We start from the raw sequence: 13,038 nt of genomic DNA, 5'->3' as shown, positions 1-13,038 counted from the left end.
CATGGGCATCTTCAACCGCCGCGAGACCGCGGCTGACGACGACGCCCGCACCAGCCGCATCCTGCAGGGCGTCGAGGACGCCTACGCCGCCCGTACCGGCGACCCGGTCGACGGCGGACCCCTCGACGCGTTCGAGGAGACCGTCCTCGGCGGGGCCGTCCCACCGCCCGGCGCGTCGTACCCGCCTCCCGGCCACGACTACCCCCGCCGCTGACCTGCCCTTCCGTCCGACAGACCGACGCCCCGTCGGTCTGTCGCGGCGGTGGGGCCGGACAGCCCGGCCCGCAACCGAAGGAGTCCCATGTCTTCCTCCCGTCACTTCTTCAGGTCACAGCCCGCCAGCCAGGTAAAGGCCGAGGTCGAAGCGGACCTCAAAACGGCACGCGCGGCGCAGCGCGACCTGATGGCGACCGGCCAGTACCGCATGGCCGGCCAGATGGCCGACGCAGTCGACGAGCACCTCGACGAGCTGAACGACCTGAATAACGGCACCTGGCGGCCGAAGCACGCCTGACCGGCTGACCGATCCGCCCGGACCTCGTGCCGGGCGGTGAGGGGAGCCAGGACAGCCCCAACCCACCACCCGAGAGGCAGCCATTGATGAACGTTTCGATCACCAGCTTCGGATACCTGCACGGCACCCCGCCCGAGGCCCATCTGACCGTCGACCTGCGGCACCACTTCCGGGACCCGCACGTATCCCCGGAGCTGCGGTACCTGACCGCCGATGACGAACCCGTCCGGGCCGCCGTCCTGGCAACGCCCGGTATCCGACAGCTGGTCACCGCGGTCGCGGCATCGGTGGAGGCCTTTGCTGCCGGGCCGTCCGCCGGACCCGTCACCATCGCTTCCGGCTGCGCGGGCGGCCGACACCGAGCCCCCACGGTCGCCCGCGCCCTCGCCGACCGGCTCACCGCCGCCGGCCACCGCGTCACCGTTCAGCACCGCGACCTCAGCAAGCCCGTCATACAGCGCTGACCTGCCCTTCCGTCCCGCCGGACCTGCCACGCGGAATCTGCGTACCAGCCCGGCGGGTGCGGCAGCCAGTTGGCCGCCGACAGGGTGGCCCGCCAGCACGAGAAGAAGGAGAAGTAACCGTGGCCTTCACCGACAAAGACCCGCACAGCCTCGGCGAACTCGCCAAGGTCGTCATCCTCGGCGCCCGCATCGCCCGGCGTGAGGCCCGCGGCAAGGGCACCGCCCGTCTGGAACAGCGCGTCGACCAGATCCGCGAGCAGGCCCTCGCCCGCGAGGCCCTCAAGAAGAAGTAGGCACGCCACGGGGCGGCCGTACCCGGCCAGGTACACCCGGCCGCCCCGTGCTCCGACCGCCCAACAGAACGACCGGAGGAACCATCGTGACGGACACCGTAGTGCCCGCCGCCACCGACGCCCCGAGTACACCCGTACCCGCCCCACCCGAGCAGCCGGGTACGGCCCCCGCGCCCGTACCCGCAGGCACCGAGACGGCACCGGCACGGACCCGCCGGCGAGTACGCATCGACCACCTGCGCCGCATCGTCGTCCAAGTCCGCGCAGACGACGGATACCGCGTACTCGTCCGCCACGGCGCCTACACGCTCGGCGGGGCCCGCATCCTCGCCCGCCGCACCTGGGACGCGCGCACCACCGCCCGCCACGAGCGGATGATGCGCGCCGCCGAGGCCGCCGGAAACGAGGAACTGGTCCGCCAGTGGGAACAGCGCGCCTACGCCTACCGGTTCGCCCGCCACCGCCGCCGCGTCGAACTGCTGCAGATGGCGGTGAACGCCCCGAAAGCCATCGCCACCGGCACCGCGGCCGGCGCCGGGGTCCTGCTGCTCCTGGGCGTCATGCTCGCCTGGGCCAACCACGACGTCAGCGACGTCCTCACCCCGCTCAACGCGACGATCGAACTGGTCGGATGGGCCGCGTTCATCGCCGGAGTCGTGTGGGAGCCCCTGCTGTACTCCCTGCCCGTGCTCGCCCTCGCCGGCGTCTGGGCCGTCGGCCGCAAGCAGCACACCGCCCCCACCTGGGCCCTGCCGGCGGACGCCGAGGACCGCGACGTCGTCCCCGACGAGGGCGCCATCATCAAGGCCCTCGGCAACCTCGGCATCGCCCCGCTCAACCGCGCCATCAAGGACGGCTGGCAGCCCCGCTGGGTGTCCCCGACCACCCGGTCCGGCAACGGCTGGCACACCCAGCTGCAGCTCCCCATGGCCGTCCCCGTCGAGATGATCGCCGCCAAGAAGACCGTCCTGGCGCACAACCTGCTGCGCAAGCCCGTCGAGGTGTGGCCCACCGAACCCCCCAAGCAGCCCGGCGTCCTCGACCTGTGGGTAGCCGACCAGGGCTCCCTGTCCGGTGCCGTACCGCCGTGGCCGCTACTCACCGAGGGCACCACCGACTACTTCAAGGGCGTGCCCGTCGCCGTGTCCCAGCGCGGTGAGCCCATCATCGGCCAGCTGATGGCCTCCAACTGGATGGTCGGCGGCATCATGGGCTCCGGCAAGTCGAGCCTGGTCATCGCCCTGCTGCTCGGCGCGATCCTCGACCCGCTCGTCATCGTCGAGGCCTACGTCATGGCTTACAACGTCGACTACGACCCGCTCAAGCCCCGCCTGCGCACCCTGATCAAGGGCGACGACGACGAGGACATCGAGGCTGCCCTGAAGGCCCTGCGCAACCTGCGCGACGAGGTCACCGCCCGCGGCAAGCTCCTGGAAGAACTCGGCGGCGACGCCACCAAGGTCACCCGCGAGATGGCGCTGCGCGACCCGCGGATGCGGCCCAAGGTCGTCGTCTTCGACGAGTGCCACGAGCTGTTCATGCACAAGGAGTACGGCAAGGAAGCCGCCGAACTGGCCATCAAGGTCATGAAGAAGGCCCGCAAGGTCGCCATCACCCTGATCTGGGTCACCGTCTCCCCGACCGCCGACAGCCTCCCGCGCGACGTCACCCGCAACACGTCGCACCGCGTCGCGTTCGCCGTCGGCGACCACGTCGCCAACGACGGCCTCCTCGGCTCCGGCCGCCACAAGGCCGGCATCACCGCCACCACCCTCATCCCCGGCGAGGACGTCGGCACCGCCGTCACCGTCGGCTTCACCAACAAGCCGTTCGAGGTCATCCGCTCCCACTACGTCGCCCGGGAGCCGGAGAAGGGCGTCGACGAGGTCACCCCGGTCGTGGAGCGCGCCCTGGCCCTGCGCGACGGCGTGGAGCCCGGCGCCGAGTCCCAGCAGCAGACGTTCGACCCGCTCGCGGACGTCGCCGCCGTCCTCGGCGACGAGCCGCGCATGCTCACCCAGGAAGTCCTGCACCGGCTCGCCGAGCGCTGGCCCGACGCCTACCGCGAGTGGGGCCCGACCGACCTCAAAGCCGCTCTGGAGCCGTACAACGCCGAGCAGTACAAGAGCGGCGGCAAGTCGATGGTCTCCCGCGACCGCGTCCAGGACGCCATCCTCGACCGCCTCGCCGAGACCGAAGACGACTGAGGGAGGCGAAGCGGACCGGGGAGTTCTCCCCGACCGGTTCCCCGACCAGACTCCCCAAGCGTGACCTGCACAAACGTCCGCAGAGGGAGGCGAGGGAGGCGCCCGCCAAGAGGCCCGGATCTCCAGGATCCGGGCCCTTCGCTTCCCCCGCCCGGCCTCCCTCCCCGAGGCATCATGGAGCCCATGGAGCAGCAGAACCTACGGCCCGGCCACCTCACCGCGCACCAGACCGCCCGCGTCCTCGGCGTCACCCTGGCCGGCCTCCGCAGCATCGTCCACCGCGGCCAGCTCACCCGCTCCGGCGGCAGCCCCCGCCAGCCCTGGTACGCCGCCAGCGACGTCGCCGCCCTCGCCGCCAAGCGCACCGGACGCGCCGCCGCTTGACCGCAGGTCAGACCGAGTGCAACGATCTCGGTGTACAGATGTGCCCGCAGACGGCACCACAGACGCATAGCGAAGCCCCGGCTCGGTCCCCCCAGCCGGGGCTTCGCCATGTCACGACACGGCCACGACGCCCACACACCCAGCTCGCGCACGGCACGCTGAACCCCCACACACCACGTCATGGGGGGACCATGCGCACCCGCACCACCATCACTGCCGGCGCCTTACTGCTCGCCACCCTCACCGCCTGCAGCAGCAGCGACGGTGGCAAGGCCGCCGCGAAGCCCAGCCCGTCCACCACCGTCACCGTCAGCAAAGAGACCCGGTACCTCACCGCGGCCCGCAACATCACCTTCAACGGCACACCGCGCACCGACGAACTCGAGGCATACCCCCCGCAGTGGTGCGAAGCCCTCGAGGCCGGCCACAGCGTGCAGTGGATGTTCGACATGAGCGGCGGCGACCTCTACCCCATCGGCATGGACTGGGGCACCGCCAAGCCGGACGCGAACGAACTGCTCGTCGTAGGAGTACGCGCCTACTGCCCCGAGCACCTGGCCACCGTGCAGGACGAACTGCGGGCCAACGGCGAGTACTGACCACCTGGAGGCGCCCGTGGCCGGCAACCCCCGCAACGGGCGCCCCTACCGCCGCCTGGTCGACTGGCTCCGCGCCCAACGCCTGCCCTGCTGGATCTGCGGCCACGACATCGGCTACAGCCTCGACGCCCGGCACCCGCTCAGCTTCACCCTCGATCACGAACAGCCGCTCTCCCGCGGCGGCAGCCTGCTCGACAAGGCCAACGCCCGCGCCGCGCACCGCCGCTGCAACAGCAGCCGCGGCAACCGCACCACCGCACCGCCCAAGGCAGCACCACAGCGAGCATCACGGAGGTGGTGACATGGCCTGGCCGCCACAGTGCAACGTCTGCGGCACCTGCCATATCAACAGCTGTGATGACGCCCAAGAGGCACGGCAGTTGTGGGCAGCAGTCCTCGCCAACTTCGTGCAGGTCGACCAGCCGCGCACCGCGATGGCGGACGTGCCGTCAACCCTCCGGGCCAAGCAGCGACCCGACAACGAGGAGGTGACCATGGGGCCCGACTTGGCCACGGCGCTCACGACATGCCCCGACTGCGACGAGCCCCTTCTCATCCCCGTGCGCGTCCGCCACGACTCACGCACGGTCGTGCGCCTCCACTTCGACCTCAGCCAGGCCCGCGAGCACCTGGCTACCCACGAAGCCCGCATCGCCTCAGAGCTGCCACCGACAGCGAGGTGACGCCCCGTGCTGTCCGACCTGCTGCACCGCATCGCCCGCCGTTGCCCCACCCACGACCGCGCCTCACACGCCGTGACAGCCCGGCTGGAACGCCAGCTCGGCATGGAACCCAGCGCACCGCCCGCCAGCTTCACCGACGAGCGCATGGACCCCGACCTGATCGACTGCGGGCACGCCTGGTGCCGCACACGCAGGAGGTGACCATGCCGCAGCAGCCAGCAGGACAGAAGACCACCCGCACCCCAGGACGCACCCCCGCGAACCCGCCACCGCCCCCGCCCGCGGAGAAGCGGCCGTGCTGTACGTCGTGACCGGCCCGCCGGCCGCAGGCAAGTCGTCGTGGATCCAGTCGCACGCAACAGCGCGTGACATCGTCATCGACCTCGACCTGATCACCCGCGCCCTGTCCGGGCCCGGCGCCCCCACCTGGAACCAGGACCCGAACCAGCTCCGCGTCGCACACCGCGCGCGCTACGCAGCGATGGACGAAGCGTTCGCACTGCGTGACAAGGTCGACGTCTACCTGATCCACACCATGCCCAGCCGCAAAGCGCTCGCGAAATACAAGAGCCTGGAGGCACGCATCGTCACCGTCGACCCCGGCCGCGACATCGTCATGCAGCGCATCGACGCCATGCGCGACCCCGACATGCGCAGGGTCGCCACCCGCTGGTACCGACAGCGACCGGAAACGTCACACGGAGCGATGCCCCAAGCCTCGCGTGCCTGGTGAACGCAGCCGAGCGGAGAGAGTGGATCAAAACTTCAGGGCCAGACCGGGCGACCCAAACGCCCTTGTCGCCCGATTTTTTGCGCGGCCGTTTTCCAAGTCCTAATCCGGCGAAGCGAACGTCAGCGATTTAGCGGCAGTCACCCTGAGTGACGTTTACGCTGTGTGACTCTCGGGGGTGATCATGGGCGCGGTCACCGACGCGGTCAACGCCGAGATCGAACAGCTCGGCGTGGAGCCGGTCTCGCCCGGTCTCGCTGAACTCGCCACCAGCCTCGCCCGCTCAGTCGATGAAGCCGAAGCCCCGACCGCGCGGGCGGTCGCTGCCCGTGAACTCCGTGCGGTGCTGGCCGACCTGCGCAGGCTCGCGCCCGTCCAGTCGAAGGGGGATGCGGTCGATGACATTGCTGAGCAGCGAGCGAAGCGCCGAGCAGCTGCCCGACAGCAGTCCGCCGACGGCTGACGACGGCACGGTGTACGGCTGGCAGACGCCGCCGATCCAGACCGCGCCGCCGTCCGTGTCCAGCGCGGGGCAGGAGGCCATCGACCTGGCGGCCCGGGCCGGCCTGGTGCTGGACCCGTGGCAGCAGCACGTGCTGCGCGTCGGCATGGGTGAGAAGCCCGACGGCACCTGGGCCGCGTTCGAGTGCTGCGTGAACGTCCCTCGCCAGAACGGCAAGGGGGGCGTGATCGAGGCCCGCGTGCTGTGGGGTCTGTTCATCGGCGGCGAGCGGCTGATCCTGTTGTCGGCCCACGAGTTCAAGACGGCGAAGAACGCGTTCAAGAGGATCGAGCGCCTGATACGCGCATGCCCTGACCTGCACAAACGCGTGAAGGCGTACCGGTACACGGTCGGCGAGGAGTCGATCGAGCTGCACTCCGGCCAGGTCCTCCGCTTCATTGCCCGCTCGAAGGGCAGCGGGCGCGGCTTCACCGGCGACTGCAACATCCTCGACGAGGACATGATCCTGGGCGACGACGCGATGGACGCGCTGCTGCCCACGATGGCCGCTGTCGCCAACCCGCAGATCTGGTACCTGGGCAGTGCCGGTATCGGCGCCCCGTCCGTGCAGTTGGGCCGTCTGCGGCGTCGCGCGCTTGCCGCGATCGAGGTGGGTCGTCCTGATCCGTCGCTCGCCTACATGGAGTGGTCGGCGGATCCGCACGTGGACGAGTGCCCGCCGGACTGCATGGCGCACGACGACCCGGAGTCCGACGAGGCTGTGCTGAAGTCCAATCCGGGTGTCGGCTATCGGCTGACGCTGGAGAAGGTCGCGCGGGAGCGGGCGACGCTCAGCTCGGCCGGGTACGCCCGTGAGCGGCTTGGGGTGGGCGAGTATCCGTCGGACACCGCCGACACGTGGCAGGTCATCGGGGAGGACGCCTGGCGGGCGCTGGCGGCTGCCGAGTCCCAGCCGTCGGATCCGGTGGCGTTCGCCATCGACATGACCCCGGAGCGGTCGCACGCGGCGATCGCCGTGGCCGGTGAGTGGCGGGGCGGCACGCACGTCGAGGTCGTGGACCACCGGCCGGGCACCGGCTGGATTCTCGACCGGGCTGCGGAGCTGCACGAAAAGTGGAAGCCGCGGTGCTGGGTGGTCGATGCCGGCGGCCCGGCGGGCTCGCTGATCGCGGATCTGCAGGAGCGTCTGGGTGTCGAGGTGGTGCAGCCGAAGGCGCGGGAGGTGGCCGCGGCGTGCGGCCAGTTCTTCGACGCGGTCGCTGAGCAGACCTTGTCCCATCTGGATCAGGCGCCGCTGGCGTCGGCGCTGGCGGGCGCGCAGAGGCGTCCGCTGGGTGATGCCTGGGCGTGGGCGCGGCGGATCGTGTCCGTGGACATCAGCCCGCTCGTGGCCGCGACGCTGGCCAAGTGGGGTCTCGGCGTCGAGGTCGAGGAAGAAGGAGCGCCGAACCTGTGGTGAGAAACGCTGCCCTGCACCTTCTGGAGCTGGTGTTCACGCTCACCGTTCTGGTCGGTGTCGCCCTGGTGTACGTGCCCGCCGCGCTCATCCTGGGCGGCCTGGCGGGCGTGGTGGCCGTCGAGCGGGCCCTGACTGCGCCACCGCCGGCACCCCGTAAGGAGGCGCGGCCATGAGTCTGTTCGGCCTGTTCGAGCGCCGCTCCGTGGAGAACCCGGCGGTGCCGCTCACCTCCGACAGCCTGGTGAACCTGCTGGGCGGCGCGTCCGGCGAAGCCGGGGTGGAGGTCACCGAGACGAGCGCGCTGCACATGCCGGCCGTGTGGCGGGCCGTCGCGGTCATCGCGAACGTGTCGGCGGCTCTGCCCCTGCACACCTACGCCGACGGCACCAAGGACCGCACGACGGTAGCGCTGCTGGAGGACCCGCACCCGGAGCTGACCCGGTTCGAGCTGTGGCGGCTGGTGTACGTGCACCGTCTGCTGTGGGGCAACGCCTACCTGCAGAAGATCCGCAACGGCGGCGGGCAGGTTGTGCAGCTGTGGCCGATCCGCCCGGACCGGGTGAAGGTCGACCGCGAGAAGCCGAGCCCGGAGAACCCGGGTGGCAAGGTGTTCTGGGTCAAGGACGACCAGGGGGTGCGGCAGCGGCGGACGTCCCGGGAGATCCTGCACCTGCCCGCCCTCGGGTACGACGGGGTGACCGGCTGCTCGCCGATCCGTGCGGCGGCCGAGGGTATCGGCCTGGGGCTGGCTGCGGAGAAGGCGGCGGCGAAGCTGTACGGCTCGGGGAACATGATCTCCGGGGTGCTGCAGACCGAGCAGCGCCTGAACCGGGATCAGGCAGAGCAGCTGAAGGCGTCGTGGAAGGCGAAGCTGGGCGGGCATCAGTCCGCGCACGACATCGCCGTCCTGGACTCCGGGGCGTCGTTCCACCCGGTGACGATGCCGTACAAGGACTCTCAGTTCCTGGAGTCCCGGCAGTTCCAGGTCGTGGAAGTGGCCCGCATGTTCGGGGTGCCGCTGTTCCTGTTGATGGAGACGCAGAAGTCCACCAGCTGGGGCACGGGCTTGGAGCAGCAGGCGCAGGGGTTTGTCACCTGGGATCTGGCGCCGACGTGGCTGACGCCGACGGAGCAGCGCGTGACGAAGGAGCTGCTGCCCGCCGACCAGTACGCCAAGTACCAGCTGGGCGGGCTGTTGCGCGGGGACAGTTCGGCGCGGGCGACGTTCTACCGGGCGATGCGGGACAGCGGCGCCTACTCGGCGAACGACATCCGCGAGCTGGAAGACCTCACGCCGATCGAGGGTCCCGAGGGCGATATGCGGCTGCAGCCGATGTACATGGCGCCGCTCGGCAGCGACCCTCTAGCGGCTCAGGCTGCGCCCGCCGAGACCGCACCCGACGACCGGGCGGCCCGCGCCGCCCGGCACCTGGCCGAGGCACACCGACTGCTCAACCCCACGCGACCCGAGGAGGGCGACGACGATGACGCATCGTGAGGAGCGCCGCGATCTCGCCCTGGCGGCGGCCGGGGTGCAGCTACGCGCAGCCGGCGACGACCAGGGCGTGCTGCAGTTTGAGGGGCACGCCGCCGTCTTCAACCAGCGCACGGCCATTGGTAACCCGTTCACCTGGGGTTTCTATGAGGAGATCGCGCCAGGTGCCTACACCAAGACCCTGTCCGAGGGCGATTCCCGGTACCTGATCGACCACGACACCCGCCTGGTCGTCTCCCGTGTTTCGGCTGGAAGCCTGCGCCTGGCGCAGGACCAAGTCGGTCTCGCGGTCAACTCGGACCTGGACACTCGCCTGTCCTACGTTGCCGACCTGGCCGTGAATCTGGAGAACGGGAACATCACCGGCATGTCGTTCGGTTTCCGCGTCATCAAGGACGACTGGGAGACCATCACCGTCGATACGTCCGAGGGCGAGATGCAGGCTGAGCTGCGCATCATCCGTGAGGTGCAGCTGTTCGAGGTGTCCGCCGTCACCTTCCCCGCCTACGAGGGAACCGACGCCGCGCTGCGCTCGGTCGGCGTGGCGCTGGCCGCGCGCGGCGACGACGAGGCCTTCGACCGCCGGGCCGCCCACCGGCCCGAACTCAACGACTTCCGCCGCGAGCCGGCCGCCACGGCGGCCACTCGGGGCCGTGACGCAACCCAGCCGGGAGAGACCACTGGGGGCCGTCAGGCGAGGCAGATGGAGCTGCTCGCCGCCCGCTACCGCCTGGCGCGGTAGCAGCACCCACCATCCCTCAGCCCCTGCCGTGACGGCGTGGGGCTTCTCGTGCTGGAGGCACGCATGCCCACCCTGAAGGATCTGCTCGACCAGCGAGCGAGCGCCTGGGACAAGGCGCAGGAGTTCCAGAACCGCGCGGCCTCGGACGCCGAGCTGTCCGCCGAGGACCGCTCCGCGTGGGACGCCGCCCTCGCCGACGTCGAGCGGCTGTCCGCCGACATCGAGCGCGAGGAGCGTCACGCCCGTCTGGCGAACGTCGACTACTCGCAGGTCATCGACGCCACCCGGGACGCCGACGAGGAACGGCACGGCGGCCCCGACAAGGCCGAGGCCTACGCCGAGGCGTACCGGGCGTGGATGCGCGACGGCACCACCGAACTGACCAGCGAGCAGCGCACCGTGCTGCGCTCGGGCTGGGTCGACGGCAAGGAGCTGCGCGCGCAGGGCGTGGCCACCGGCGCGGCCGGCGGCTACATCGTGCCGCCCGCGTTCCGGGCCAAGCTGATCGAGGCGCAGAAGTTCTACAGCTCGATGCGCGACGTGGCCGAGGTCATCACCACGGAGACCGGCGCGACCCTGCCGTGGCCGACGAACGACGACACCGCGAACGTCGGCGCGATCCTGGCCGAGAACTCGCAGGTGACCGAGCAGGACGTGACGCTGGGCACCAACGACATCGGCGCGTACATGTACACGTCGAAGCTCGTCAGGGTCAGCCTGCAGCTGCTCAACGACAAGGCGTTCGACCTGGAGTCGTGGCTGGCCGGCGTCCTCGGCCGGCGCATCGGCCGGGCGCAGAACCAGCACTTCACCACCGGCACGGGCACCGCCCAGCCGGAGGGCGTGCAGACCAACGCGGTGGTCGGCAAGACCGGCGCCACCGGCCAGACCACGTCCGTCACCTACGACGACCTGATCGACCTGGCCCACTCGGTGGACCCGGCGTACCGGAACTCCGGGCGGGTGCGGTGGATGTTCGCCGACGGGACCCTGGCCGCCGCCCGGAAGCTGAAGGACGGCCAGAACCGGCCGCTGTGGGAGCCGTCCGTTCAGGTCGGCGTCCCGGACAGCCTGCTGGGCTACCCGTACACGATCAACCAGGACATGCCCGCCATGGCGGCCAACGCCAAGTCCATCCTGTTCGGCGACTTCTACGCGGGCTACCTGATCCGCGACGTGCAGGACGTGCAGCTGCTGCGCCTGGCCGAGCGGTACGCGGACTACCTGCAGGTGGGTTTCCTGGCGTTCGCGCGGACGGACGGCACGCCGCAGGACACGGCCGCGTACAAGGCCTACCGCAACTCCGCCACCTGATCCGGCCCCGGCGATGACGCCGACTCACAGGAAGGGACGCCCTCATGGCGACCAGCCCGAAGAAGGAGACCCCGTCGGACGGCGGGGTCCTGCAGGACAAGCCCACCCCGGCCGCGGCCGAGCACGGCGACCACGACCGCATCGTCATGGCGTCGCGCCGCGCCGACGGCTCAATGGACCAGGTCCGTCCGGAGTTTATCGGCGACAAGGACACGGCGATCGCCGCGGCGAAGGAGCAGCTCGCCGTGCAGGCGGTGTCCGCGGTCGATGTCGCTGCGCGCGGTGTGAGCGCCGGCCCGGCCGACGACGGCACCGGGGACAGCGAGCCGGACGCCGAGGTGAAGGCGCTGAAGGAGGCGCAGGAGAAGGCCAAGGAGTCGGCCGAGTCCCGCGCCGAGCGCGAGGTGGAGCGGCTTCACCAGGGGCTCGGCGACTGATGGCCCGTATCCGCATGCTGACCAGCGTGGCGGGCGCGGGCTTCTCGTGGCGGGCCGGGGAGGAGATCGACCTCCCCGGCCCGGAGGCCGCGGCCTGGGCGGACGGGGTGCGCGCCGAGCTGGTGCGCGCCGAGCCCGTGGAGACGCCCGAGCAGCCGCCCTCCGCCGAGAGGGCCGCCCGGCGCCCGGCCCGCCGCAAGACGCCGCCGCGCGGCACGTCATAGAAGGGGGGCGGGCATGGCGCTGGTGACGCTGTCCGAGGCCAAACGGCAGCTCGACATCGAGAGCACCTCTCACGACGTCGAGCTGCAGTTGTACGTCGACTCCCTGGACGCGGTCATTGAGGGCTACGTGGGTGTGGTCGAGCAGCGGGCGGTCACCGACACCGTCAGCGGCGGCGGGCCCGCGCTGTCCGTGCTGCACCCGCCGGTGCTGGCCGTGACGGCGCTGACGGGCGGCGGCGTCAGCTATCCGGCTGACACGCTGGCCGTGGACGGCCCGGCGGGCCTCATCAGCCGCAGCGGCGGCGCCTGGCCTGCCGGGCGGTACACCGTCACGTACACCGCCGGCCGCGCCGTGGTCCCGCCGACGATCAAGCTGGCGGCGCTGATCCTGCTGCAGCATCTGTGGCGCACCCAGTACGGGGCGACGCGGGTACCGGTGGGAGGCGCCGACGACTGGTCGGTCACCGACCCGGTGCCCGGCTTCGGCTACGCGGTGCCCAACCGGGTGCTGCAGCTGCTGGAGCCGTTCAAGCTGCCGCCGGGGGTGGCGTAGATGGAGACCTCCCGAGTGCCGGCGGCGGTGGCCGCGCTGCTGGACATCCTGCGCGCGGCGCCCGCCCTGGCCGGGGTGCGCATCGTGGACGGCCCGGAGTCCACCAACGCCAGCGAGCGGGACATGATCCTCGTCGGCTGGCAGCCCGGCGCCGACGCGGCCGTTGCCTTGACTCAGTCCTTCAACGGGGCCGGGGCCCGCACCCGTGACGAGGACTTCGACATCTCCTGTTACGCCGAATCCCGGCGCGGCGACAAGGACATGAGCGTCGTCCGCGATCGGGTGTTCGTGTTGGTCGGCGCCGTCGAGGCGGCGCTGCGCGCGACCAACGAGGCGCCCGAGGCGCCGACGCTGAACGGCACCGTGCTGTGGGCGCACCTCACGGCCGGCAACCTGCAGCAGGCCCAGGCCGAAGGCGTCGTTGCCGGGCTGGCGTTCACGGTCTCCTGCCGAGCCCGTATCTGACCCATCCACCTG

The 13,038-nt window shown here is 71.0% G+C and carries 21 protein-coding genes; all 21 read left to right on the top strand.

The genetic code is table 11. The features are described 5' to 3' along the window. Position 1 precedes the first annotated feature (1 nt). The 21 genes from QC282_RS12510 (at position 2) to QC282_RS12410 (ending at position 13,026) form a co-directional block, all read left to right on the top strand. Positions 2–214, top strand: coding sequence for a hypothetical protein (locus QC282_RS12510; RefSeq protein WP_279549368.1), 213 nt, complete (start codon positions 2–4; stop codon positions 212–214). 87 nt (positions 215–301) lie between these two features. After that, complete coding sequence (locus QC282_RS12505; protein ID WP_279549367.1) at positions 302–514, top strand: hypothetical protein; 213 nt, start codon at positions 302–304, stop codon at positions 512–514. 86 nt (positions 515–600) lie between these two features. After that, the gene (locus tag QC282_RS12500) at positions 601–978 is read left to right on the top strand and encodes an RNase adapter RapZ (protein WP_279549366.1); all 378 of its coding nucleotides are present in this window, start codon (positions 601–603) and stop codon (positions 976–978) included. Positions 979–1,097: 119 nt separating this feature from the next. Beyond that, the gene (locus QC282_RS12495; RefSeq protein ID WP_279549365.1) at positions 1,098–1,271 is read left to right on the top strand and encodes a hypothetical protein; all 174 of its coding nucleotides are present in this window, start codon (positions 1,098–1,100) and stop codon (positions 1,269–1,271) included. 86 nt (positions 1,272–1,357) lie between these two features. After that, positions 1,358–3,478, top strand: a complete 2,121-nt coding sequence (locus tag QC282_RS12490) for an FtsK/SpoIIIE domain-containing protein (RefSeq protein ID WP_279549364.1) — start codon at positions 1,358–1,360, stop codon at positions 3,476–3,478. A 183-nt stretch (positions 3,479–3,661) separates the two neighbouring features. Beyond that, complete coding sequence (locus QC282_RS12485; protein ID WP_279549363.1) at positions 3,662–3,862, top strand: hypothetical protein; 201 nt, start codon at positions 3,662–3,664, stop codon at positions 3,860–3,862. Positions 3,863–4,053: 191 nt separating this feature from the next. Next, a complete protein-coding gene (locus QC282_RS12480) occupies positions 4,054–4,461 on the top strand; it encodes a hypothetical protein (protein ID WP_279549362.1) in 408 nt (135 codons plus the stop codon). Between the two features lie 16 nt (positions 4,462–4,477). Further along, positions 4,478–4,762 carry an HNH endonuclease gene (locus QC282_RS12475; protein WP_279549361.1) on the top strand — a complete coding sequence of 95 codons (285 nt, stop codon included), beginning with the start codon at positions 4,478–4,480 and terminating at the stop codon, positions 4,760–4,762. Between the two features lies 1 nt (position 4,763). Beyond that, the gene (locus tag QC282_RS12470) at positions 4,764–5,144 is read left to right on the top strand and encodes a hypothetical protein (RefSeq protein ID WP_279549360.1); all 381 of its coding nucleotides are present in this window, start codon (positions 4,764–4,766) and stop codon (positions 5,142–5,144) included. Between the two features lie 6 nt (positions 5,145–5,150). Beyond that, the gene (locus QC282_RS12465; protein ID WP_279549359.1) at positions 5,151–5,345 is read left to right on the top strand and encodes a hypothetical protein; all 195 of its coding nucleotides are present in this window, start codon (positions 5,151–5,153) and stop codon (positions 5,343–5,345) included. Positions 5,346–5,439: 94 nt separating this feature from the next. Next, the gene (locus QC282_RS12460) at positions 5,440–5,877 is read left to right on the top strand and encodes an AAA family ATPase (protein ID WP_279549358.1); all 438 of its coding nucleotides are present in this window, start codon (positions 5,440–5,442) and stop codon (positions 5,875–5,877) included. A gap of 181 nt (positions 5,878–6,058) precedes the next feature. Then, a complete protein-coding gene (locus tag QC282_RS12455) occupies positions 6,059–6,337 on the top strand; it encodes a hypothetical protein (RefSeq protein WP_279549357.1) in 279 nt (92 codons plus the stop codon). After that, entirely contained in the window at positions 6,279–7,796 is a 1,518-nt protein-coding gene (locus QC282_RS12450; RefSeq protein WP_279549356.1) for a terminase, read from the top strand. Before QC282_RS12455 ends, QC282_RS12450 begins: the two co-directional genes overlap by 59 nt. Continuing rightward, entirely contained in the window at positions 7,793–7,969 is a 177-nt protein-coding gene (locus tag QC282_RS12445; RefSeq protein ID WP_279549355.1) for a hypothetical protein, read from the top strand. Before QC282_RS12450 ends, QC282_RS12445 begins: the two co-directional genes overlap by 4 nt. Continuing rightward, positions 7,966–9,294: a phage portal protein gene (locus QC282_RS12440; protein WP_279549354.1), complete on the top strand. Its 1,329-nt coding sequence runs from the start codon at positions 7,966–7,968 to the stop codon at positions 9,292–9,294. The genes QC282_RS12445 and QC282_RS12440 overlap by 4 nt, the downstream gene beginning before the upstream one ends. Next, complete coding sequence (locus QC282_RS12435; protein ID WP_279549353.1) at positions 9,281–10,033, top strand: HK97 family phage prohead protease; 753 nt, start codon at positions 9,281–9,283, stop codon at positions 10,031–10,033. Before QC282_RS12440 ends, QC282_RS12435 begins: the two co-directional genes overlap by 14 nt. Positions 10,034–10,096: 63 nt before the next feature. Further along, on the top strand, positions 10,097–11,347 hold the full coding sequence (locus QC282_RS12430) for a phage major capsid protein (protein ID WP_279549352.1): 1,251 nt from the start codon (positions 10,097–10,099) through the stop codon (positions 11,345–11,347). A gap of 44 nt (positions 11,348–11,391) precedes the next feature. Further along, a complete protein-coding gene (locus tag QC282_RS12425) occupies positions 11,392–11,784 on the top strand; it encodes a hypothetical protein (RefSeq protein ID WP_279549351.1) in 393 nt (130 codons plus the stop codon). After that, positions 11,784–12,008 carry a hypothetical protein gene (locus QC282_RS12420; protein ID WP_279549350.1) on the top strand — a complete coding sequence of 75 codons (225 nt, stop codon included), beginning with the start codon at positions 11,784–11,786 and terminating at the stop codon, positions 12,006–12,008. The genes QC282_RS12425 and QC282_RS12420 overlap by 1 nt, the downstream gene beginning before the upstream one ends. Positions 12,009–12,021: 13 nt before the next feature. Next, positions 12,022–12,561, top strand: a complete 540-nt coding sequence (locus QC282_RS12415) for a hypothetical protein (protein ID WP_279549349.1) — start codon at positions 12,022–12,024, stop codon at positions 12,559–12,561. After that, positions 12,562–13,026: a hypothetical protein gene (locus QC282_RS12410; protein ID WP_279549348.1), complete on the top strand. Its 465-nt coding sequence runs from the start codon at positions 12,562–12,564 to the stop codon at positions 13,024–13,026. Positions 13,027–13,038 lie beyond the last annotated feature (12 nt).

The organism is Streptomyces sp. DH24 (assembly GCF_029813775.1).
Taxonomy (GTDB): domain Bacteria; phylum Actinomycetota; class Actinomycetes; order Streptomycetales; family Streptomycetaceae; genus Streptomyces.
This window is presented reverse-complemented; position numbering and strand designations above follow the sequence as displayed.

Excerpts from the sequence above, each read along its gene's own strand:
- QC282_RS12430 (WP_279549352.1), top strand. The coding sequence starts at position 10,097 with ATGCCCACCCTGAAGGATCTGCTCGACCAGCGAGCGAGCGCCTGGGAC.
- QC282_RS12425 (WP_279549351.1), top strand. The coding sequence starts at position 11,392 with ATGGCGACCAGCCCGAAGAAGGAGACCCCGTCGGACGGCGGGGTCCTG.
- QC282_RS12510 (WP_279549368.1), top strand. The coding sequence starts at position 2 with ATGGGCATCTTCAACCGCCGCGAGACCGCGGCTGACGACGACGCCCGC.
- QC282_RS12410 (WP_279549348.1), top strand. The coding sequence starts at position 12,562 with ATGGAGACCTCCCGAGTGCCGGCGGCGGTGGCCGCGCTGCTGGACATC.
- QC282_RS12420 (WP_279549350.1), top strand. The coding sequence starts at position 11,784 with ATGGCCCGTATCCGCATGCTGACCAGCGTGGCGGGCGCGGGCTTCTCG.
- QC282_RS12435 (WP_279549353.1), top strand. The coding sequence starts at position 9,281 with ATGACGCATCGTGAGGAGCGCCGCGATCTCGCCCTGGCGGCGGCCGGG.
- QC282_RS12440 (WP_279549354.1), top strand. The coding sequence starts at position 7,966 with ATGAGTCTGTTCGGCCTGTTCGAGCGCCGCTCCGTGGAGAACCCGGCG.
- QC282_RS12470 (WP_279549360.1), top strand. The coding sequence starts at position 4,764 with ATGGCCTGGCCGCCACAGTGCAACGTCTGCGGCACCTGCCATATCAAC.
- QC282_RS12480 (WP_279549362.1), top strand. The coding sequence starts at position 4,054 with ATGCGCACCCGCACCACCATCACTGCCGGCGCCTTACTGCTCGCCACC.
- QC282_RS12485 (WP_279549363.1), top strand. The coding sequence starts at position 3,662 with ATGGAGCAGCAGAACCTACGGCCCGGCCACCTCACCGCGCACCAGACC.
- QC282_RS12455 (WP_279549357.1), top strand. The coding sequence starts at position 6,059 with ATGGGCGCGGTCACCGACGCGGTCAACGCCGAGATCGAACAGCTCGGC.
- QC282_RS12500 (WP_279549366.1), top strand. The coding sequence starts at position 601 with ATGAACGTTTCGATCACCAGCTTCGGATACCTGCACGGCACCCCGCCC.
- QC282_RS12415 (WP_279549349.1), top strand. The coding sequence starts at position 12,022 with ATGGCGCTGGTGACGCTGTCCGAGGCCAAACGGCAGCTCGACATCGAG.
- QC282_RS12505 (WP_279549367.1), top strand. The coding sequence starts at position 302 with ATGTCTTCCTCCCGTCACTTCTTCAGGTCACAGCCCGCCAGCCAGGTA.